The sequence below is a fragment of the Gimibacter soli genome (assembly GCF_028463845.1).
GTDB classification, from domain to species: Bacteria; Pseudomonadota; Alphaproteobacteria; order Sphingomonadales; family Kordiimonadaceae; genus Gimibacter; species Gimibacter soli.
In genome coordinates this window covers 1,267,620-1,288,834 of the sequence record NZ_CP116805.1, presented here as the reverse complement: position 1 = coordinate 1,288,834, position 21,215 = coordinate 1,267,620, and the positions used below count along the sequence as shown (strand labels likewise).

Sequence of the window (21,215 nt, the reverse complement as noted above, 5' to 3'; positions counted from 1 at the left end):
TCCGCCCGCCCGGGAATCGCATATGACAGCGATGTCTTATTCAAATGCCAAAAAATGGCGATTTTGTCCATGAATAACATGATAGCGCTGTCATATTTCTGACAGGCACCACCCTGAGGGGCAGAAAACCGGACTATTGGGTGAGATCGGCCACGGATTCCCGGTCGCACAGCACATAGGCATGCTCGACCCGCGTACCGGCGGTGCTTTCGTCATCCGCACTTTGCATCATCAGGTCGAAGGCCGCGGCGGCCATGGCCTCGACCGGCTGGCGCATGGTGGTGAGGGCGGGTGACACGATGGTGGCGATGGCGTCATCATCGAAACCGACAATCGAAAGGTCCGCCGGCACCGCCAGCCCCTTCTCGCGCGCGACCGCCAGCACGCCTGCCGCCATTTCGTCGTTACAGGCGAAAATGGCGGTCGGCTTTTCGGTGCGCGACAGCAGTATCTCGGCGGCTTCCTTCCCGCTCGCGAAGGAGAACATGCCGGGCACCACCAGCTCGTTCCTGACCTCGATCCCGTGGCTTTGCATGGCACGGACATAGCCCCGCTCGCGGTCCAGCGAACAGGAGTGGTTCGGGTTGCCCTTGATGAAGCCGATGCGGCGATGCCCCTTGCCGATCAGGAATTCGGTCATGTCGAAGGCAGCCTGATAATCGTCGATATGGACTTCGGACATATCCTTGGCCGGAATACCCGGCGCGATACGGGCCGCAGGCACGCCGATGGCGCGCAGGGCATTCAGCACCACCACGTCATCGCAGATCGGCGGCGACAGGACGACGCCGTCAAAGCGGATCGAGCTTAAAACCTGCTTCAGCTTCACTTCGTCGCCGCGGTCTTTGAGTACCTCAACCACCAGATGGCAGCCGGCTTCCTCCGCGCGCGACAGAAGGCCGCGCAGCACCTTGCTGATATAGTCGCCGCTTGGCACGTCCACGAAGAAACCGACGATATAGGTTTTGCTGCCCGCCAGCCCCCGCGCCTGCAGCGACGGGTGATAGTTGAGCTCGGTCGCGACAGCGAGGACCTTGTCCTTCTTGTCCTTGGCGACATATTTCTCGTTGTTGAAAACGCGTGAAACGGTCTTCATCGAGACGCCGGCAAGCCGGGCCACGTCGCTCATGGTTGCGGTTTTCGATTTCGCGATGGCCACCAGTTCCCCCGGGCACTGAAGCTGGACAGACCCGCCGGAACAGCGCATGGTCTCAAGTGCCTCATATCACAAGAAAGTTGCTGCTGTCACGCTCACATGATAGCGCTGTCAGCAAGAGGTCCGGAAAAGGCAGTATGGCAGATCAACTGCAGACAGATAACGACGCCCGCGCGACGCCGCTCAAACCCTTTATCGGCTTTGGCCTTGGCGACTATGCGCTCAATCTTTTCTGGCAGGGTGTCGGCTTCTTCCTCTTCTTTTTCGAAACCAATGTGGTGGGCCTTTCGGGCACCGTCGTTGGCACGCTTTTCCTGATCGCCTCGATATGGGACGCCGTCACCGACCCCATCATGGGCTTCATTGCCGAGCGCACCCGCAGCCGTTTCGGGCCTTACCGGCCCTATCTGCTGTTCGGCTGTGTGCCGCTGGCCATCATGTTTGCGCTGATGTTCACACCCGTCCGCTTTCCCGAAGAATGGATGACGATTGTTTACACGCTGATCGTGCTCCTGCTGTTTCGCACCACCTACACCATCGTATCGATCCCCTATTCCACGCTCGGCGCCCGCATCACGCAAAACTTCGATGGCCGCACCCGGCTGGCCGGCATCCGCATGTATTTCGGGTTTCTGGGTGGGGTCAGCATCAGCTTCATCGCCAAGCATCTGCAGACCGAACACCCCGACGCTGTGGCCTTCAGCCATATGGGCATCGCGGCTGGCGTGCTGGCCGTGATCGTGCTTGTCGCCTGCTTCGCGCTGACCGACACCCACGAAGAGCCGGAACCGGCAGACGAGGAGATGCCGGGCCTTGGTGAAAGCCTTTCCGCCATGATGCGCAACCGGCCCTTCATGCTGGTGATCGGCGGCATCATGCTCGTGACTGTCGCCAATTCCATCGTCGGGCAGACGATGCTCTATTTCTTCGAAAGCACACTTGGCAACCGCACGGCCGGCAACAATGCGATCATCATCATGGGGGCGGCACCCTTGATTACCATCCCGCTTTGGGCGCTGGTGGCGCTGAAGATCGGCAAGCGTTTCGCCTGGATCCTCGGCTGCCTGACGGGCGCTGCCGGCCTGATGATGCTCTATTTCGACCGCAGCGGGTCGATCATGGCGGCATATGGTGCTGTCATCGTCATCGTGATCGGGCTATCGAGCTTTGCGGTGCTTTTCTGGAGCGCCCTCCCCGACACGATCGAATACGGCCAGTATCTGACCGGCATAAAGATCGAATCCTTCCTGATCGGCATGGCCTCAAGCTTCCAGAAGGTGACCATCGGCCTATCCGCCTTCGTGGCCGGCATCCTGCTGGACATGATCGGCTATCAGGCGGGCGCAGACGTGGCATCGACCACCGCCGACGGCATCCGCAATATCTTCACGCTCATTCCGGCTACAGCCCTTCTGGGCTCGGCCCTTGTCATCCTTTTCTATCCGGTTACCGCACAGTCGCACGCGGCGATTGTCGCCAAGCTCAGGGAAATGAAATCATGAACCGCACCGCACTTTGCCTTGCCACCCTCCTCGCCTCCTCACCTGTCATGGCTGACGACAGCTGGCAGCTTGTCTGGGCGGACGAGTTTGACGGTGCGGCACTGAATACGGGCGACTGGCGCATCATCGAAGGCAATGGCTGCCCCCAGAATTGCTATTTCGGCAATAACGAACTGCAAACCTACACCAAAGCGTCTGAGAACCTGCGTATCGAAAACGGTGTGCTGGTCATCGAAGCGAAGGGTGCAGGCAAGGATTTCACCTCTGCCAAGATCACCACGCAGAACCGCGAAGGCTGGACCTACGGCCGCTTCACCATGCGCGCCAAACTGCCGAAGGGGCGCGGCACCTGGCCGGCCTTCTGGATGATGCCGGACAAGGCGTCTTACGGCCCGTGGCCCAAGTCCGGCGAGATCGACCTGATGGAGCATGTGGGATACGACGAAGGCCGGGTGCATGGCACCATCCATACCGAAGCCTATAACCACCGGATCGGCACCCAGAAGGGCGGCAATATGGTGGTGGAATATGCGACCGAAGACTTCCACGAATATTCGGCGGAATGGACCGAAACCGACATCCGCTGGTATATCGACGGCCGCGAATATTACAGCGTGACCAAAGCCGACAGCGACGGTCACCCCGAATGGCCGCTCGACCACCCCTTCCACCTGATCCTCAATCTCGCCGTCGGCGGTGACTGGGGCGGATCACAAGGTGTGGACGATACGGCGTTCCCGGTTCGTTACGAGATCGACTGGGTACGTGTCTGGCAGAAGAAAGACTGAGGCGCCGGCCTCAGTCCATTTTCGAGGGGCAATATTGGCGGATATATTGCTGGTGGCTCGGCAGGCTTGCCACCGTCTTCGCCACATTCATCTTCACCATATCAAGGAACTCGCCGAGTTCCTTCTTCTCCATCACGTCGACCACCGGGTGATAGCGTTCGGGCAGGATACCCTGCCCCAGCATCACCTGGATCCAGCTGTTTTCGGCAAACAACTCGTCCGCCTTCCGGAAAACCCGTCCGGTTTCGCGGAACAGGCGGATGCGATGCGCCAGCGTTTCCGGGATATCCATCGAGGCACACTGGCGCCAGAAGGGCGTGTCGCGCCGGTCGGTCACATGATAGTGCAGGATGATGAAGTCGCGGATGCCTTCGGTTTCCTCGCGGGTCTGCTTGTTGAACTCGTCCACATCTTCCTGCCGGATACCCTGATTGGGGAACATCTGCATCAGGCGCAGGATGCCACGCTGGATAAGATGGATGCTGGTCGATTCCAGGGGTTCGATAAAGCCGCTGGCGAGGCCCAGCGCCACCACGTTGCGGTTCCAGTGCTTGCGCCGCGTGCCGGTGCGAAACTTCAGCACGCGCGGCTCGACCAAGGCCTTGCCCTGCACATTGTCCATCAGCAGGCGGATGGCGTCGTCATCGCTTTGGTACCGGCTGCAGAAGACGAGCCCGTTACCCACCCGGTGCTGCAGCGGGATACGCCACTGCCAGCCGGAATCGTGGGCCGTTGAACGGGTATAGGGGATCGGGTCCTCGACCGCTTCGGTCTGCACCGCCACGGCGCTATCGCACGGCAGCCAGTGGGTCCAGTCGTCATAGCCGGTGTGCAGGGTCTGCTCGATGAGGAGGCCCCGGAAGCCCGAGCAATCGATGAAAAGATCACCTTCCACCACCTGCCCCGACATCATGGTGACAGACGACACAAAGCCGGTCTCACCGTCCTGCTGCACCGAGACAATCTTGCCCTCGATCCGCTCCACGCCGTATTCTTCCGCCATCTTGCGCAGGAACTTGGCGTAAAGGCTGGAATCAAGGTGATAGGCATAGTTCAGGCCGAGGTCCGGCAGGTGCGCGAACTTGTTTTCAAGGGCCGCTTTCAGCTCAAGGCAATAGTCCCCGAAGTCGGACGCCTGCCCCTCCTGCAGGCCGCGCCGCCAGAAATGCTGGAAACCGGCTGTCCAGTGATCCTTGCCGGTGATGCCGAAAGAGTGGATATAGCTGTGGTTCTTTTGGCGCCAGTTCACGAACTCGATGCCAAGTTTGAAGGTGCCCTTGGTGGCCGCCATGAACTCGCGCTCGTCAATCCGCGCAAGTCGGTTATAGGTCAGAAGCGTCGGGATCGTCGCCTCGCCCACGCCGACTGTGCCGATTTCCTCGGATTCGATCAGGCGGATTTCAAGCGCCTTGCCCAGCACCTTGGACATGATGGCCGCCGCCATCCAGCCGGCGGTGCCGCCCCCGGCAATGACAACGCGCCGGACTTTTCCTTCTGCCTGTTCCACGAGAATCCCTCTTCCTCTCAAAACCTGTTACCGGCTCAGCCGCTTCTGGAGGAAAGCGCGGATACGCTGCGCATTCCTTTCATCCATGGCCCCAAGCACCCCCCGGCTCCCCTCCGGGATATGGTCTAGGCTGCCTTCCGGCTGATCGAAAACATAATGGTCAAAGATGCCCTTCCACACCGCCTTCTGCGCCGGCGGCAGGTCGCGGATCGCCATCAGTGCGTGGAAAAGCACGTTCACCGGCGGCCCCATGTGCGCGGGCGACTGGCGCCACCAGTAATTGATAAGCACGTTGAAGCCATCAAGGCTTTCCACATGATGCCACCACATGGACGGGATGAAGAGCGCGTCACCCGGCTCCATCTCCGCCACCTGCGCCGCACCCCAGGCTTCTGCAAAGCGCGGGAAACGCTCAAGGTCGGGGTTCGTGATATCCACCACGCTTACCGACTGCCCCGCAGGAGTGACATCCAGCGGGCCGACATAAAGGTTCGGCAACTGCTCGGGCGGGAAAAGCGTGAAACGGCGGCGGCCCACGGCCACGCAGGCCACATTGTCCGGCAGGTCATAGTGCGCCGGGATGCGCGACTTGCCGCCGATCCAGATGCTGGCAAGCGCATCGCGGGCGCCGAGGTCGATATCGTTTTCACCCCTCATGCCCGGCAGGCAGGCATCAATCGTCGTGGAGCCCACATAGGCAAGCGGCGCTTGCGCGTTGCCCATATCGGCGACCATCTTGTCGAGCACGATATCGAGCCGCGCCATATGCTGCTCGAAATTCGGGCCGGAAAGGTCGTCGTTATAGAAAACCCGACCGCCTTCCTCGGGTGCCGCCAGCGTGACCGCAACGGAGGCGCCGTTGTGGAAGCTTTTCAGATAGTCCCGCGCCGCCGCCACCGAGGCGCGGCCCGCCTTCACGAGCGGCCAATTGGCAACCAGCCCCTTGAACACGATGGGTTCATTGCCGGTCAGGATATCCAGCGGCAAGGCATCCGACCGGACGCCCGTGATTTCCCTGATCGCTTTCGGTGCGGCACGCATGGGCCTGTCACTGGCCTCCGAGCCGTGCATTCTTGCGCACGATCAGATCACGGATGTGCGAAAGTGAGGCGAGCACCATATAGATTGCCGCGAGATAGCCACGGGCATTGAGATCGACAAGCGTGGCGCCATCAAGCGCCATCAGCTTTTCTTCATTGATCACATGAAAGCCCATCAGGCGGTTCTTGCTGCCGTCGGCGAGTTCGACATCGAGCGCGAGGCTTTCCAGAAGGCCAAGTGTAGCCAGCGTTTCCGTGAAGGCCGCAGCTTCCTCGCCCCCCCTGTGCATGGCATCAAGGACGGCGGCGACATGCTCCAGATACGGCGTACTGGCGCCGTTCGCCTGAAAGAGCGGCTCACCCTCCGTTCCACTCACCCGCGGGCTATCAAGGTCGATATGAACAACCTGACCACCCCGGCCGTCCTGCCCGATCAGGAAGGGCTGGCGCTGGATGGCGAGCGGCACATAATGGGCATCCCAGCCGGCGTCTGTCAGGAACAGGTTTTCGCCGCGCTCGAACCCGAACATGGCAAGCGCATGGTAGCGACCGGTGGACGCATCCTGATGAAACAGGATCGGATAGTGCGCCTGAACGGCGCGAAATTCGAACGGGAAAGTGGGCACATACATCACACCGTCGCCAAGGTCAGCGGCGCGGCGGTTGTTGATACGGAGGTTCTGGTGATCCCCGTTATTGAGAAGCGCGTGGCGGGTCATACCTGTCCTTCTTGTCGCTTGGTGCTTGCCGGCACCGGGGTCAGCTTAGAACAAGAAGGCCGCTGTTTCCAACGGCCTTCTCATTACCTAGTGACGTGCTCCAACGCCTGAGCGTCAGAACTTGTAGCGAGCACCAATCGCGTAGCGCGGGCCGGTCTGGGTCAGATAGTTGACCTCGTTGACATGGCGGCCATGCACACGGTTGTAGCTGTTGGTCAGGTTGATAGCTTCGGCAAAGACCGTGAGAGCTTCGGTGACATCGTAGCTCATGCTGACGTCGAACTGCCCGTAAGCCTCGGTGAAGAGCGGGTTGTTCGGGCCGGCGGCCGAACTCGTCGAGTTCAGGAACTTGTCGCGCCAGTTATAGGCAACACGAACCTGCAGACCGTTCTTGTCGTAGAAGCCGATGATGTTGGCACTATCGGACAGACCGACAAGGGCGAACTGCGCCACGCTCGCGGGTTGGGTGATGTCGAAATCAACATCGCCGCGGACGATGGTATAGTTCAGGATCGCGCCGAAGCCAGTATCGCCGAACGTATGCTGCAGGGCGAATTCCCAACCATGCAGCTTGGCGCTGCGTTCGTTGATCGGCACAGTGATATCGAAGGTGAGGGTCGGGTCTTCACCCGGTACACCAAAGATATTGCCGATGGTATTGCCCGACGAGTCCGTCCCGAGGATTTCAACCGTGCTCGGATCAGCATTGGCGAAAATCCAGTTGCGGATTGCAGTCAGGTCGGTCGAGCCGCCAAGGGCTGCAACGGCGTCGTTGTAGCGCTTGCCGCCATAAGGCGTGACGAGATCGAACGGCGTAGCCTGAATTTCAGACGAAGCGATGAAGTTGCTGACTTTCTTGTGGAAGAAGCCAACCGAGAAGTAGCTCGCGTCGTCATAGTACCATTCGGTCGACAGATCGATATTCTTCGACGAGAAGGGCAGAAGACCCGGATCACCCTGGCTGCCGTCACCACCGTCAACACGGAAGATCTGGTTCACCGTCTGGCCACCCTGGATATGGTTGTAGCCGGGGCGCGTGAAGGTCTCGCTGTAGGACGCACGGAACACCATATTGTCGTAGAATTCGACATCGAAGTCGATCGACGGCAGCCAGTGTTCATACGAACCGGTGAGTTCGGTGAAATCCTGATCATCCGAGAAGATCACGCCAAACTCGTTGTTGGCCACCCACTGGGTGCCCACAGCAATCGGCACGAGTGCGCGGCTGTCTACGTCGGTTTTCTCGTAGCGCATGCCGGCAACAAGGCGAGCCGGACGATCAACGATATCGAACTCGGAATTGACCTGAACATAACCTGCCCAGCTCTTTTCCTCGGTCCGGCGGTCGGTGGTGAAGTCGTCTGCGATACAGACGCCGTCGCCGCCGCAAGCATCATAGAGACTGTCAATCAGGCCAACCATACGGTCGAAGTCGAACGAATAGAACTCGTTGAAGAGGGCCGGATCATCATGGCCTTCCACCTGGCTAAACTTGTCAGAGATGGTTTGCAGCACGAAGATATCGTCCGGGATATCCGCAGCCGTACCCACGCCACCCCAAGTGTCGCGCTGGGCATTCGAGAAGGCCGAACGGACCTTGTTCTCGGTGTAGCTTGCGCCGAAATCGACGCTCTTGATGAAATCGGTATCGAAATCATAGCTGCCGTTGAACTGGGCCTGTTTGATATCCGTCCGCATCAGGCTGTTGCGGAAGCTCGAACCCGTCGTCAGCAGTCCAGCAGGGCTTACACCCGAGACGCCGTCCAGTGACAGGACCGGGAAGTCGCGGCTGTAGTCGATCGACTGGGTGAAGTCGCTGAGGAAGGCCGCAGTACTAACTACGGCGCTGGTGCCATAGGGGCTACCGGAGTCCGACAGCGAGCTCGAATCGTGCACATCAAGCTCGAGGTGCAGGCGGTCGGTTGCCTGCCAATCGAGATTGAGGCCGATCGAGTTCATCTCGGTGTTCACTTCGAACTTGCCGCCGCCCATCGAAACGTCTTTGGAGCCAGCGAAATATTCGGAGTAGCGAACCGGGCCTGCGACCGGACCATCGGTCCATTCGCTCGATGTATCGCCAAAGTTGAACCAGACCGAAACGTCGTTACGGTTGGTTTTCACCTTGTGCTTCGAATAGGTGTAGTCAACCGTTGCGGTGAAGGTATCCACCGGGCGGAACTGCATGGTGGCCTGGCCGTTGATGCGCTCACGATCGATCGACGTGAACACATAGCCAAGGCTCTGCTGGACGCCATAAACATCGTTCGGGCCCGGACGGTTGATGACATTGATGTCTTCTTCAGTGCCTCCATCCGGAATCTGCGGCAGTGTGCCCCAGTTGTTCTCGGAACCGAGATAGGCACCGCGCCAGCCACTCGGCGTGCTTGCCTGGGCATAACCGCTTTCGCGCTTCTGATAGCTACCCGAAACGGCGACGCCAAACTTGTCTTCAGCGAATGTGTTGCTGTAGATGCCCGAGAATTCCGGATTGTAGGACGTACCGTCAATTTCCGACGTGTCGGCCAGCGCCTTTGCACCAATCGAGGCCTTCATGCCGGGTGCGTCAAGCGGACGGGTCGTCTTGATATTGATCGTCGAACCGATACCGCCCGTGGGGATCGAGGCGCGGCCGGTTTTAAATACTTCAACGCCTGCGATGCCTTCAGAAGCAAGGTTCGCGAAGTCGAACGAACGCGACGACGAAGCCGTTGTTTCTTCGAGCGTCGAAACCGGCATCTGGCGACCGTTCAGGGTGACAAGGTTAAAATCCGGGCCGAAACCGCGAACCGTTACCTTCGAGCCTTCGCCGTTCACACGGTCGATTGACACGCCGGTAATACGCTGCAGCGATTCAGCCAGGTTGGTATCAGGGAACTTGCCCATGTCTTCAGCCGAAATGGCATCGACGACACCTGCGTTGCTCCGCTTGATATCCATGGCACGCTGAAGGCTGCCGCGGATACCAGTGACGGTGATTTCTTCAAATTCAGTCTCGCCGGCCCCTGCATCTTGTGCCACGGCCGAACCGGCCGAAACGGCCGCAAGGATAAGCGACATCGTGCTCGCGACCGAGCCGAGTCTCATTGCTTTCGATTTCACGTTTTCCCTCCTCCAGAAAACAGCGTTTCCCCTCGCAGGCTTGCCTCTACTCCCCAGCAGATGACAGCGCTGTCTTATTTTGGATAGCAGCTATGTCATATATTGTCCACATTTTACTGACAGCGCTGTCAGTAAATTTTTCTTTAACACCAGAAAAGCTGAAAAGCCGCAGAAATCAACAGGCATGGCACCGCAAAATGCCTTCGCAGGCGCAGTAAACAGCCACAATGCGGATCTGTCCAATGATCGCCGCGCTGCCGAAAACAGGCAAAATGGCAAGAAAAAGGGCCGATTCTCATCGGCCCTTCTTACGGCAGCGCTGTCATACGAGAGAGTGCGGGGATCAACCACCCCGTTTCGGCATCTCCAGCGGCCCAAGGCTATCCAGATAGGCTGTCCGGTTGGCCATCCCCTCCTGCGGGAAGCGGTGCCCGGCATCCCGGAAGCTCTTGAGCGGCTGGCCAAGCCCCATCAGGCCGCGTTCCCGCGTGCGCCGCACCCGGCCGAGATCAATCTCCACCGCGATGATTTCCTCAGCCCGGCGGGCGGCGTGGATCACATCACCCTCAGGCCCGATGATCATCGAACAGCCGTAGGCCTGCTCGCCCGCCCCGTTGATGTCGATCACATAGCACTGGTTTTGTGCGGCAGCGGCGCGCGCCATGGCGTGCTCCACATCGCGGTCTGCCGTGCTTGTCAGCGTCGGGTGCAGGATCACCTCGGCGCCCTGGGTGACCATCGCCCGTGTCGTTTCGGGGAACCACATGTCATAACAGATCGAGAGGCCGAAGCGCCCTACCCCCGGCACGTCGAAGACGCAAATCTCCTGCCCTTCAGCAACACCGGCCTCATAGGGATAGAAGGGGTACATCTTGCGATACCGGGTGACGACTTCGCCGTCCGGATTGATCACGCTTGCAGTGTTATAGACCTTGCCCTCGTGCATTTCATAAAGCGACCCGCTGACGATCCAGAGGCCAAGCTCTTTCGCGAGAGAGGCCAGCGTGTCTTCGGTGGGTGACGGCAATGCAGTCGCGGTGCCGGTGACAGGCCCGCAAATCGCGAGCTCGGACAGCACCACCATCTGCACCCAGGGATAGCGCAGCGCAGTAACCCGTATTTTTTTCAGCACAAGATCGAGGTTGCCGGCAATCGGCAGATCGAGCTGCAAGCCTGCGATGGCGAAATGGCTCATGATTCAGTTCCCTGTCTGGAGGCCGCCGCGCGGTCGAGCAACCGGGCAGGCAGGAAGGCCGCCACCGCGCACAGCACAAGGGCGACGATGGCAAGATGGAGGATGGGTTCATAGTGCGCGCTGCCGCCCACGACGAGCGCCGCGATCATGGGGCCGGATGCCAGCCCCATCTTGGAGAAGAAACCGGAAAGCGCGGCCATCTGGCCGTGCGTATCAAAAGCCGCGCACTGGCCAAGGAGATAGGGGATCAGGAAGGCCCAGGTCAGGCCCGTCACCACATTCGCTGCATAGAAGAAGGCGGCGACATCCGACCGGTAGAAAAGCCCCATGCCGACAAGCGTGACGGCAAGGCCGATCATCAATGGCTTCATGCGGCCGAACCGCGCGCCGACCGCATAGACGGCGACAGCCCCAAGGATAGCGATCCAGTTGGCCTCGGAAAGCGCGTTGCTGATCCAGCCGAGCTCCAACCCCTTGGCACGGCCAAGCTCGATCACATAGGCCATCACCGCCATATTGCCGCCCTGAAAGAGGAAGACAGCAAGAAGGGCGAGGAACGCCGGCAACTTCGGCACACCGGGTGCGGCGGCCTCGCCTTCAATCGCTTTCGGGCGCGGCGGATAGGGCGCGAGGAAGGGCAGCATGACCAAGGTGACAAGGCTGAACGCCGTCAATGCTTCGAAAAGCACCGCCGTACCGCCGGTTTGCACGAGTCCCGGCAGGAAGCGCAAGCCAAGCCCCCCGAGCCCATATTGCACAACAAGCAGCATGCCGAAGCTGCGGTCGGGCGAAGCCGTGCGGGCGATCACCGTGAAGCCGACACCGATCAGGAAGCCGCCGACAAGGCCGTGGCACGCCCGGATGGCGATCAGGGGCGTCACGCTGGTTTGCAGGGCCGATATCCCGTCGATCCCGACAAGCAGCACGAGCGCCACAAAGGCCGCCTTGCGCCACGGCAAGCGGGAGGCCGCGAAAACGGCGGCAAGCGCGCCAACGGCAGAGCCATACATATTGGCCGCCCCGACATAGCCGGCGCGGTCGGGCGATGCCCCCATCCCGTCCACAAGGCCGGAGACGATGGCGGGCATGATGTTCACATAGAAAAGCCCGGCGGTGGTGAGAAACGCCAGCATGATCGCTGCCCAGAAGCCATCCGGGTTGGCGCGCGGCCCGGCGAACAGCGAAGGCTGCGCCGTCAGGGTTACACCGTCACTCATTCTTTGTCCCCCCACAGATTTCAGCTTTCGTTGCCAGCGCCTTCACCGGCCCCGCGAAGCGATGCACGCCGCTGTCGCTGATATAATAATAGGCGCCCCCGTCCGGCAGCAGCACGGCGCTGAGCCCGCCATAACCCGACAGGAACGGCAGCCACACCTGCTGACCGCAGCCAAAGGCACTGCCTGCATCCCACTGCCAGAAGCCGCTTGAGTAGCGCAGGGACTTGTCTCCCGCCGGCAGCCCAGCGCCCTTGGACAAGGCCGGGGCAAGGCGCTTGTCGCCCGCGGCCATCAGATGCGCGAGTTTGGCGATATCGCCCGTGTGCAGCACAAGGCCGTATCCGGTGAAGGGGATGCCATCCAGCCGCCGTGTGGTTTCAGCAAGCGCACTGAGGCCGAGCTTGCGCCAGAGGGGCACCATCAGGTCTGCATAGAAATCGGCATCCGGTTCACCCGTATACTGCCGCCACAGCGCCTGCATGGCGACACCCAGAAGCCAGGTATCGGACGTATGGTAGCTGAACCGGGTGCCGGGTGCGGCACGACGCGGGAAATGGCCGCAGGCAAAGGCCGTCTTCTCGCTGGCGCTTGCGGCAAGGAAGAAGGGCAGATAGTCGGCGGCAGCCTCATCCGCTTCCGCCTTTTCGGACCGGTAATGACCCGTCGCCATATCCAGAAGATGGCCGAGCGTGACACCTTCATAGGCCGAACATTCGGGGACGAGGTCTACCACCAGCCGCTCCCGCGCGTCGGGCACGAAGGCCTCAAGGCGCATGAGGCCAAGGCCACCGACAAACGTCTTGGCGAAGGAATAGCTCGGCACCGGCATCACGTCGCAATAAGGGTACGCACCAAAGCGGGTATTGCAACCGCTGGTGTAATGCACACCGTCAACGACCGCGCCATAGGCCGTCATGTCGCCGGGCAGGATGATATCCGGTTGCGCGAGATCGATACCCGCAAGCGCGGATGCCGGCTGCACCGGCAGGGCCGTCGCCCGTTCGGCGTGCCAGCGCGCGATGGCAGCATCACCATTCAGCACTTCCGGTTGCCACGCGGCGTCTGCTTCAGCCCAAAGGTTAAACTTGAAATAGAGGCAGGTCTCGCTGGCGATCTGCACCCGCGCACGCGCAGGCGCACCATCCTTACCCGTCCATGCCATCAGCACGCCGTTATGGATGCAGTTGGCATTCTTTTCGATCAGCGCAAAAGGCAACGACAGGACGGTTTCGCCCTCGTCCGTCATCCATGTTTTGCCGGGCTCGACGATATAATCCCAGTAAGGATGCGTAGTCGTGCGAATACCCCGATTGAGCGGGATCAGGTCGTGACCATCCGAGACAAGCGCTATTTCCATGTCCGGCAAGGCCCGCACAGCGAGGACCGGATTGTCAGCGGAGCCTTCAAGATCGACGATCTTCTGGAAGCCACCGCCAGAGATAGCGCCAAGCCGCAAGGTGCCAGTCACCGGCGTTTCGGGGACCGGCGCCTCGCCCGCCATCCCCATGATATCCATCGGCAGGGCACGAACGGCGGGCTGGTTGGCGAAGGCAGGGGCGGCCGCTAGCATCAGGGCAAAGGTGAGCGCGCGGATCATGCCACGGCCCCTACGCCGATATCGATACCCGCCGCCTGCAGCCGCTCAGCCAAGGGCGCCAGTTCGCGCGCATAATGCTGCCACTTGCCGACCGAGCTTTTGTAAACCGGGCGACGCACCTGCACGGCACTGGCCGTTGTCGACGGCGCGTCGCTCCGGTGGAAATCGAGAACCGCAGGCGACCAATCAAGCCCAAGATGGGCGCTGAGGCGGCGGCTTTCGCCTTCCGGGTCGGCGACAAGGGCTTCATAGTCCACATCAAGGAACCGGCCCGGCAGCACCGCCCGCCAGTGATCCATCAGGCGGCTGTATGCCACATAATATTCGGCAATATCGGCGAGCCGGTAGCTCCACGGATATCCCATGCGGAAGAGCGTTTTATAAATCGCGAAACAGCTGTCCATCGGATGGCGGCGCAGATGGATGATCCGCGCGGTCGGCAGCGCCTTGGCGATGAGGCCGAGATACAGGAAATTCGACGGCGTCTTGTCGATCCGGTAGGCCTTGCCCGCGCCCCTGCCCGCACTGGTGCGCAAATACCGGGCGCCGAGTGAAGCATGATCCATGTCGCGCGTACGGGCGATAAGGTCCGCCTTGCCCTTGGCGGGACCGGCCTCCGCCATCAGGGCATAGGCAAAATCATTGATCTCGCCGAGGCTTTCGACCTCGTCATGCGCCGCCAGCATCCGCTCCACCAGCGTGGTGCCCGTGCGCGGCAGGCCGAGGACGAAAACCGGGCCGGGTTCATCACTCATGGCCGGAACACCTGCCGCAAAATCGGCGTCAAAGGTGCCGGCGATCAGTGCCATCGCATCCGTATCCGCCTGCACTGAATAGCGCATATGGGCCGCCCGCAGGTCACCACCCGCCTGCAGATGCCGGAAGGCGGCGGCATGGTCGCCGGTATCTTCATATTGCTTGGCGAGGGCATAATGGATGGGCACGGCCCGAAGCGATTTTACAGGGCCGGTTTTGAGCCAGCCCTCAAGGGCGGCGATATGATTATTCTCGTGCGTCCAGGTGCGGAGCGTGGCGCGATTGTACCAGGCGTCGCCGTCGGCGGGGTTGATCGCAATTGCGCGGTCCAGCAGCGCTTCTGCCGCGTCAATCTGACCGAGCGACAAGGCTGCCGTCGCGGCGTTGAACAGAAGGCGCGGGTCATCGGGCGTGATCGCAAGAGCGGCCTTGTAAACGCGGTCCGCGTCTGCGTGCCGCCCGGCCTGCGTGTAAAACTCGGCAATATGCTGCAGCATCACAGGGTTGGTGGCTGCCGCCACTTCCATCTGCGCCAGCCGCTCTGCGGCCTCGGCAATCTCGCCCAGATGAATGCGCGCCTCGATCCCCATCAGGCTGGCGACAGGGTGGCCGGGGGCAAGCCGTTCGGCCTGCCCCGCCGCATCCCGCATGCGGGTGAAATCGGCCTGCATCTGCGCAAGTCGCCCTGCCATCAAGTGCGCTTCGGCGACATCGGGCGAGCGGGCCATGAAAGCCTCAAGCCCGGCTGCTGCCCCCGCGATATCGCGGCGGCGAAGCATGTCGTCGATGGGTTTGAGGGCAGGATGCATGGCTGGCTTTCGCTCCGGTTTGCCTGATTAAAGACGGATCGGCCGCCGCCGGCAAGCGGCGCCGGCAGACCCGTCTTATATCGGCTTCCTCAGAAGCGGTAGGTGGCCGACAGGCCGAAGGTACGCGGCAGCGCGATCTGCTCCTTGGAGCCGTTGCCGTAATAGCCTTCGCTTGGTGCCGTGCCCATATAGGCATTGGTGAACACACCGCTCACGCCCCGCGCATTGAAGGCATTCTTCAGCCAGATGGAGATATCAATTTCCTCCATCGCCAGCGTCACCGAGCCGTTCCAGATGCCGTAGCCGCCGATATCGCGGGTCAGGCTGCTGGTGGTGCCGATGGTGTTTCTGACCTTCGACTGCATATAGCCGTCCACCCGGCTGATCAGCGTCATGCTTTCGGAAATCGGGTGGGTATTTGTCAGCGCCACATTGAACATATGCTTCGGCGAAGACGGCAGCCGGGTGCCATCGGGCGCATAGTTGGCGCCGGTCGGCGAGATGAAGTCATCCTTCAGCTTGGCGTCCGCAAAGGCATAGCCGACCGTATAGTTGAGGCTGGTGCCGATTTGGCCTTCAAGTTCCAGCTCCACCCCTTTGGTTGAAGCCTTGTCGCCGTTTGCCACCGCGAAGAAGCCCCAGTTGGGGGTCGAGGTGTTGAGCTGCGGGTTGGACCAGTCGACATAGAAGACGCTGGCGGTGTAGCGCAGGCCATCGGCCGAGCCCTTGAAGCCAAGCTCGTAGTTATCGACCGTATCGGGCTCGTAAACGATCCAGGCAGGGTTTTCGGCAAAAGTACCGGCTGTCGGCACCGCATTCACGCCGCCGCGGCGATAGCCCTGGCTGAAGGTCGCGTAAACGAGGCTGTCGTCACTGAGGTGATAGGTGGCATTCGCCTTGAAGATCGCCTTGCTTTCACCGCCCTCGATAGGCGCGCCGTTCAGCGGGGTGAAAAGCCCCACATAGAAGGGCAGGTCCATATAGGAGGTCGACGTGCTGTCGTTATCAAACCAGCGCACACCGCCCGTCACATCGAAGTTTTCGCTGAGAGCCCAGGTCAGTTCGCCGTAAACGGCCTTCTGCTTGAAATTCTCGGTCAGGCTATATTCGAAATCCTGATTGTTCGGGTTCGCCCAGGTGATACCGGGGCCGTAAAGGGCGTCCAGATATTCAAAGGCACCGGGCAGGAAGCTCTGCTGCGTCGATTGCCGGTCCTGATCCTGATAGTAAAGGCCGACGACATACTGGATGGGGCCGGACCCTTCAGAAACCAGCCGCACTTCCTGCACGAAAGCCTTGTCATAATAGGTGCGGTAAGCCGTCGCCATCGGGCGCGCGAAGTTATAATAGAAGCCCAGCCAGCCGGCCTGTGCATAGAAGCCTGTGTTTTCGCTGGTGCTCCAGCCATCCACATCATAGTGGCTGGTCGATGATGTGAGCGTCGCGAAGCCGAGATCGATACTGGCCTCAAGTGCCATCATCTCGACATCCGCTTCGGCGGGCTCAAGCTGCACCGAGCCAACTTCGTAGCGGCCATAGGTGTTGCCGAAGCCATCCTTGCCAACCGTTTCAGCGCGGCGGCCACCGATATCATCCGACTGGCGCATATAGCTGGCGGTGATTTCAACTGTATCGGACGGCTTGAACATCAGGGCAGCGCGACCGAACCAGACATCATAGGTGTCGGCGTCCTCGACATTCTTGTAGGAAGCATCCGGCGACAGGATGCCGTTCGGCGCGACCGGTGCCCCGTTCCCGTCCAGCTCATACACATTCACATAGTCGGTGAGGCCGGGGAAATCCTGCCGTGCGCCGGTGGCGCGGAAGGCGAGCTTGTCGGAAAGCGGTACGTTGAGCGTCAGGTCACCCGTCCAGCCCACACTGTCCGAGCCCTTCACCTTGCTCATTGAGCCTGCCACCTGGCCGGTGAATTCAGCTGTATCCGGCTTGTTCGGGATATAGCGAACCGTACCGCCGAGCGCGCCCGAGCCATAAAGCGTGCCCTGCGGCCCACGCAGCACCTCGACCCGCTCCAGATCCTTCAGCAGGAGGTTCGCGAAAAGCGGCGTGTCGCCAAGGTAGGTGGAAACGGACGCTGCAGCAGAGACTGCATAGTCACCAAGTACCGAGCTATCCACGTTGAGGCCGCGGATGCGGATGCTGTTCACGGCGCTGGCGTTACGCGGGCCGCGGTCAGCGACCGTGACACCGGAAACCGAGCGCAGAAGCTCGGCCGAATCCAGCATGTTGGCGCGTTCGATCGTGCCGCCGGTGACAGCCGAGATATTATAGGGGATATCCTGGATACGCTCGGCACGGCGCGACGCCGTAACCGTGATTTCCTCGAAAGTGACATCATCGTCCGCATGGACGACAGGCGCCCCGGCGAGAAGTGCGATTGCCGCCGTTGATCCGGCGAGCGTGAGACTGAGCTTATAACGAGCCTTGATGGCCATGATTTTTCCTCCCGTAAGGTGCCCACGTGAAGAAAATATGGCAGGCTATTTTTTTATAGTCAACTAAACTAATTTTGCTGGCTAATAAATTTTTAAGCCCGTCCTGATGCAGCAGGGCGCGTGATCCCCGCCATCACGACAGCCACGTCCGCAGCGATTGCCGCCTCCAGCGCTTCCAGCGTCATGGATTTCAGATAGACGAAATTCAGGAAATGGATGCGCTCCAGCCGGGTCAGCATATAGGCGGTCTCGCGGGCATTCACCGCATCGATAACCCGGCCCGATGCCTGATAGGCCCGCAGTACGGATTCAATGGCCGCTGCCAGCCCTTCCGCAATCGTATTCAGATACTTGGGCGCTACTTCCGGGTCCGGCGAGGTCGCAACGAAGGCGACGACATGCCCCCAGAGTTCCCGCGACAGGGCGGAAAGCGTATCCCGCACGTTCGAGGCGATCACGGCTGTGACCAGATCAACCGGCTCCTCGACTGCGGCCCGTGCTTCGAAATCGGGCATATGGGCGGCAATCCCCTCTTCCCCGCGCGCCACCAGCGCCAGCAGCAGGTCACCCTTCGTGCCGTAATAATTATAAACGGTCGGCGCGGACACCATCGCACGACGCGCGATTTCCTCGATGGTGGCGTCGGCAAAGCCTTTTTCGACAAAGAGTTCAGCAGCCGCCACCTCGATCTGGCGACGCCGCTGGGCCTTCTGTTGTTCACGCAAGCCTGTCATGGGGATAGTCCGGACCTAATCTCAATATTTTTAGCTGACTAAAATATTTAGATGCATTGCCCATGAAATGCAAGCCCGGCACAACCCGCGGCAACAGGACGCATGTTCCAAATGAAACCAAAATTGTATGGAGGGCGTGCAAGGATTTGGCCTTTATATAAACCTGTAGCCTTGTATCCGAGTTGGTAAAATGGCCGATCTTAACGGGAATTCCGGCGTTGTTTGCAACCGAAGGTGTAAAAGAGACAAGTGTTCGTCAGTCATGTCCGACCCACGATGACTTGGCCAATATTGCATGCACACATGGCAAAGAAGTCTCCTTTGACCGTCGCGCTGTCATTGCAACTTGCCGTTCCCCGCTCGAGACCGTGTATCTGATCCGCAGCGGCTGTGCTGTTTGCTATGTCGACTTGCCCTGTGGCCGCACTTTCTACCCCCAGCTTTTCATCCCCGGCGATTTTGCGCCGGCCCGCGTCCTGGTGCATGGCGACGTCCGGGTGAACCTGATGGCACTGAACAAGGTGACAGCCACAGCCCTGCCCCGTGCACAGCTTTTTGCCCTTCTGGACGAACGGCCATCGCTGTATCCCGCGCTGACGCAGGAACTTCTGAGTTCAATCCAGAAATGCTCGCTTCGGGGCACAATCACCAACTTCGGGGACGCACAATCCAAGCTCGTCGCCTTCCTGGCAGAACTGTGGCTGCGCAGCCGCCCCGATGAACTGCCTAAAGTGGGCGATGCCATCCCGCTGGGCATTACCCAAACCGAGATCGGCCTCATCAACGGCCTATCGAAGGCACAAACCAGCCGTACATTCAGGGAGCTGGAGCAGGCCGGCAAACTGGTACGGACGGACCGGCTCATCACCATTCTCGACCCTGAGCCGATCAGGGAAGCATTACAGGACTTCAAGGCCATGGGCCTGTTTTGAGACGGATGATCTTCAGGGGGTAGGTCATTATGAGCGAAGTTGAAGAAATCATCGCGCGCCTTGTGGGGCTGGCCCCCAACGCCTTCTACCTGATCGACGCTGGCGGCATCATCCGCTACGCCAATCCCGGCGCATCCGAGATGACAGGCTACGGGCAGGAAGAACTCGTCGGCGATCACTTCGAAAAACTGATCCCGACCGAGCTTCGCCAGCACCATACCCGCTATTTCGACGATCATAGCCGGAGCGGCGCGCCGATCTATCTGATGGGCCAGCGCGACGCCCTGCCGATGCTGACCAAGGACGGCGAAACCCGTGCGGTTGGCACGTCGATTGTGAAAAGCGACGCGAACGGCGAACTCTTGTTCGGCGTGATCATGACCGACATGACCCCGCTGAAGCAGGCGCATTCGCTGCTGGTGCAGCGCGAGGCGGAACTGAAAAGCTCGCTCACGCGCCTCCGCCACGCCGAAGCCCGCTTCCTGATGGCGCAGCAACTGGCCAATGTGGGCAGCTGGGACTGGAACATCGCAACCGGCGATCTTTACTGGTCGGACGAGGTTTACCGAATCTGCGGGTACGACAACACCAGTCAGCCGCCGGGCATGACCGAAGTTGCCCGGATGATCCATCCTGAAGACCGGGACAAGGTGAAAGAAGCCGTGGACCGGGTGTTGACGGGCGAGTTGGACCAGTATGATATCCAGCACCGGATCATGCGGCGCGATCGCAAGGTGCGTGTCGTTCGCCAAATCGGCCGGGTGGAGCGCAACGACCTTGGCCGCCCCCGCCTGGTGATCGGATCGGTGCAGGATTTCACCGATGTCAGCAACCTGCAGGACAAGATGAATGAAGCGCTGATGCGCGAAACCGAAGCCAACCGCAGCAAGACGGAGTTTCTGGCGAACCTCAGCCACGAACTGCGCACACCGCTCAACGCCATCATCGGCTACGCGGGCCTTATCCAGAGCCTCGATTTCACGTCTGACAATCAGGAGCGACTGAAAGGCTATGCCGGCTATATCAGCCACGCCGGATCGCTGCTCAATGAACTTGTCGGCGATATCCTTGAAATGTCCCGCGTTGACCTTGGCCTTGTGGAACTGCGCGAGCAGGAGCTGGAGGTCGGCAGTTTGCTCGAGAAAGTGCGGACCATGTCCCAGACCCGCGCCAAGGAAAAGAATATCCGGCTTTATATCGAGTGCGCGAAAGATATGCCCCAGCTTTGGGGAGACAGGCTGCGGCTTCTGCAGGTCATCCTCAATCTTGTCACCAACAGCATCAAATTCACCGAGCCCGGCGGGTGGGTAACGATGGAGGCCTATGTGCGGCGCGATCATGGCATCCGGCTTGCGGTGTCTGATAACGGCTGCGGCATGAGCCCCGACGACGTCTCTCGTGCCGTCGCGCGCTTCTCGAAGCTGCATTCGGTGTGGACAAGCGAAAAGCAAAGCGGCCTCGGGCTTGGCCTCGCCATTGTGGACGCGCTATCGAAACTGCATCAGGCCAAGCTTTCCATCGATTCCACACCCGGCGCCGGCACCACGGTCATCCTCGACTTCCCGCCCGAGCGCACGATGGTGGCAGAGAAAAGCCTCACCCTCGATACCGCGTCCTGAACCTTTTCGAAGCGACACGCCGTTTCGAAACTCGCGACGCGACAATCGCTTTTCCTCTGTTATGGTGGCCACGCCGACGAGAGGAAATC

At 60.4% G+C, this 21,215-nt stretch carries 15 protein-coding genes; 4 read left to right on the top strand and 11 right to left on the bottom strand.

Features of this window, described 5'->3' with window-relative positions:
- Positions 1 to 133 precede the first annotated feature (133 nt).
- Positions 134 to 1,159, bottom strand: a complete 1,026-nt coding sequence (locus PH603_RS06050) for a LacI family DNA-binding transcriptional regulator (RefSeq protein ID WP_289505116.1) — start codon at positions 1,157 to 1,159, stop codon at positions 134 to 136.
- 134 nt (positions 1,160 to 1,293) lie between these two features.
- Between PH603_RS06050 and PH603_RS06045 the strand changes: the two genes are divergently transcribed.
- Both PH603_RS06045 and PH603_RS06040 read left to right on the top strand, forming a co-directional pair.
- Complete coding sequence (locus PH603_RS06045) at positions 1,294 to 2,658, top strand: MFS transporter (RefSeq protein ID WP_289505115.1); 1,365 nt, start codon at positions 1,294 to 1,296, stop codon at positions 2,656 to 2,658.
- Positions 2,655 to 3,446: a glycoside hydrolase family 16 protein gene (locus tag PH603_RS06040; RefSeq protein WP_289505113.1), complete on the top strand. Its 792-nt coding sequence runs from the start codon at positions 2,655 to 2,657 to the stop codon at positions 3,444 to 3,446. The genes PH603_RS06045 and PH603_RS06040 overlap by 4 nt, the downstream gene beginning before the upstream one ends.
- Positions 3,447 to 3,456: 10 nt before the next feature.
- On the opposite strand, the gene PH603_RS06035 is transcribed toward PH603_RS06040, so the two are convergent.
- From PH603_RS06035 to PH603_RS05990, 10 genes are all read right to left on the bottom strand, one after another.
- Positions 3,457 to 4,953 (bottom strand): tryptophan halogenase family protein, encoded by a 1,497-nt coding sequence (locus PH603_RS06035; protein WP_289505112.1) that lies wholly within the window; start codon positions 4,951 to 4,953, stop codon positions 3,457 to 3,459.
- 27 nt (positions 4,954 to 4,980) lie between these two features.
- Entirely contained in the window at positions 4,981 to 5,994 is a 1,014-nt protein-coding gene (locus PH603_RS06030) for a cupin-like domain-containing protein (protein ID WP_289505111.1), read from the bottom strand.
- A 7-nt stretch (positions 5,995 to 6,001) separates the two neighbouring features.
- Positions 6,002 to 6,712, bottom strand: coding sequence for a SapC family protein (locus tag PH603_RS06025; protein WP_289505110.1), 711 nt, complete (start codon positions 6,710 to 6,712; stop codon positions 6,002 to 6,004).
- 114 nt (positions 6,713 to 6,826) lie between these two features.
- Positions 6,827 to 9,811, bottom strand: coding sequence for a TonB-dependent receptor (locus PH603_RS06020; RefSeq protein ID WP_289505108.1), 2,985 nt, complete (start codon positions 9,809 to 9,811; stop codon positions 6,827 to 6,829).
- Positions 9,812 to 10,154: 343 nt separating this feature from the next.
- On the bottom strand, positions 10,155 to 11,006 hold the full coding sequence (locus PH603_RS06015) for a carbon-nitrogen hydrolase family protein (RefSeq protein WP_289505107.1): 852 nt from the start codon (positions 11,004 to 11,006) through the stop codon (positions 10,155 to 10,157).
- Complete coding sequence (locus tag PH603_RS06010) at positions 11,003 to 12,223, bottom strand: MFS transporter (protein WP_289505106.1); 1,221 nt, start codon at positions 12,221 to 12,223, stop codon at positions 11,003 to 11,005. The genes PH603_RS06015 and PH603_RS06010 overlap by 4 nt, the downstream gene beginning before the upstream one ends.
- Positions 12,216 to 13,820 carry a serine hydrolase domain-containing protein gene (locus tag PH603_RS06005; RefSeq protein WP_289505105.1) on the bottom strand — a complete coding sequence of 535 codons (1,605 nt, stop codon included), beginning with the start codon at positions 13,818 to 13,820 and terminating at the stop codon, positions 12,216 to 12,218. Before PH603_RS06005 ends, PH603_RS06010 begins: the two co-directional genes overlap by 8 nt.
- Positions 13,817 to 15,385 carry a tetratricopeptide repeat-containing sulfotransferase family protein gene (locus PH603_RS06000; protein WP_289505104.1) on the bottom strand — a complete coding sequence of 523 codons (1,569 nt, stop codon included), beginning with the start codon at positions 15,383 to 15,385 and terminating at the stop codon, positions 13,817 to 13,819. The genes PH603_RS06005 and PH603_RS06000 overlap by 4 nt, the downstream gene beginning before the upstream one ends.
- Before the next feature lie 89 nt (positions 15,386 to 15,474).
- Positions 15,475 to 17,841, bottom strand: a complete 2,367-nt coding sequence (locus PH603_RS05995) for a TonB-dependent receptor (RefSeq protein WP_289505103.1) — start codon at positions 17,839 to 17,841, stop codon at positions 15,475 to 15,477.
- 92 nt (positions 17,842 to 17,933) lie between these two features.
- Positions 17,934 to 18,575 carry a TetR/AcrR family transcriptional regulator gene (locus PH603_RS05990; RefSeq protein ID WP_289505102.1) on the bottom strand — a complete coding sequence of 214 codons (642 nt, stop codon included), beginning with the start codon at positions 18,573 to 18,575 and terminating at the stop codon, positions 17,934 to 17,936.
- 218 nt (positions 18,576 to 18,793) lie between these two features.
- On the opposite strand from PH603_RS05990, the gene PH603_RS05985 reads away from it, so the two are divergent.
- Positions 18,794 to 19,507, top strand: a complete 714-nt coding sequence (locus PH603_RS05985) for a Crp/Fnr family transcriptional regulator (RefSeq protein WP_289505101.1) — start codon at positions 18,794 to 18,796, stop codon at positions 19,505 to 19,507.
- Between the two features lie 29 nt (positions 19,508 to 19,536).
- Complete coding sequence (locus tag PH603_RS05980) at positions 19,537 to 21,126, top strand: PAS domain-containing sensor histidine kinase (protein ID WP_289505100.1); 1,590 nt, start codon at positions 19,537 to 19,539, stop codon at positions 21,124 to 21,126.
- The last annotated feature ends 89 nt before the right edge of the window (positions 21,127 to 21,215 follow it).

What these genes read in the sequence shown, in the direction of transcription:
- PH603_RS06010 (WP_289505106.1), bottom strand. Translation starts at nt 12,223, where the DNA reads ATGAGTGACGGTGTAACCCTGACGGCGCAGCCTTCGCTGTTCGCCGGG.
- PH603_RS06025 (WP_289505110.1), bottom strand. Translation starts at nt 6,712, where the DNA reads ATGACCCGCCACGCGCTTCTCAATAACGGGGATCACCAGAACCTCCGT.
- PH603_RS06015 (WP_289505107.1), bottom strand. Translation starts at nt 11,006, where the DNA reads ATGAGCCATTTCGCCATCGCAGGCTTGCAGCTCGATCTGCCGATTGCC.
- PH603_RS06000 (WP_289505104.1), bottom strand. Translation starts at nt 15,385, where the DNA reads ATGCATCCTGCCCTCAAACCCATCGACGACATGCTTCGCCGCCGCGAT.
- PH603_RS06045 (WP_289505115.1), top strand. Translation starts at nt 1,294, where the DNA reads ATGGCAGATCAACTGCAGACAGATAACGACGCCCGCGCGACGCCGCTC.
- PH603_RS05980 (WP_289505100.1), top strand. Translation starts at nt 19,537, where the DNA reads ATGAGCGAAGTTGAAGAAATCATCGCGCGCCTTGTGGGGCTGGCCCCC.
- PH603_RS06005 (WP_289505105.1), bottom strand. Translation starts at nt 13,820, where the DNA reads ATGATCCGCGCGCTCACCTTTGCCCTGATGCTAGCGGCCGCCCCTGCC.
- PH603_RS05995 (WP_289505103.1), bottom strand. Translation starts at nt 17,841, where the DNA reads ATGGCCATCAAGGCTCGTTATAAGCTCAGTCTCACGCTCGCCGGATCA.
- PH603_RS05990 (WP_289505102.1), bottom strand. Translation starts at nt 18,575, where the DNA reads ATGACAGGCTTGCGTGAACAACAGAAGGCCCAGCGGCGTCGCCAGATC.
- PH603_RS06040 (WP_289505113.1), top strand. Translation starts at nt 2,655, where the DNA reads ATGAACCGCACCGCACTTTGCCTTGCCACCCTCCTCGCCTCCTCACCT.
- PH603_RS06030 (WP_289505111.1), bottom strand. Translation starts at nt 5,994, where the DNA reads ATGCGTGCCGCACCGAAAGCGATCAGGGAAATCACGGGCGTCCGGTCG.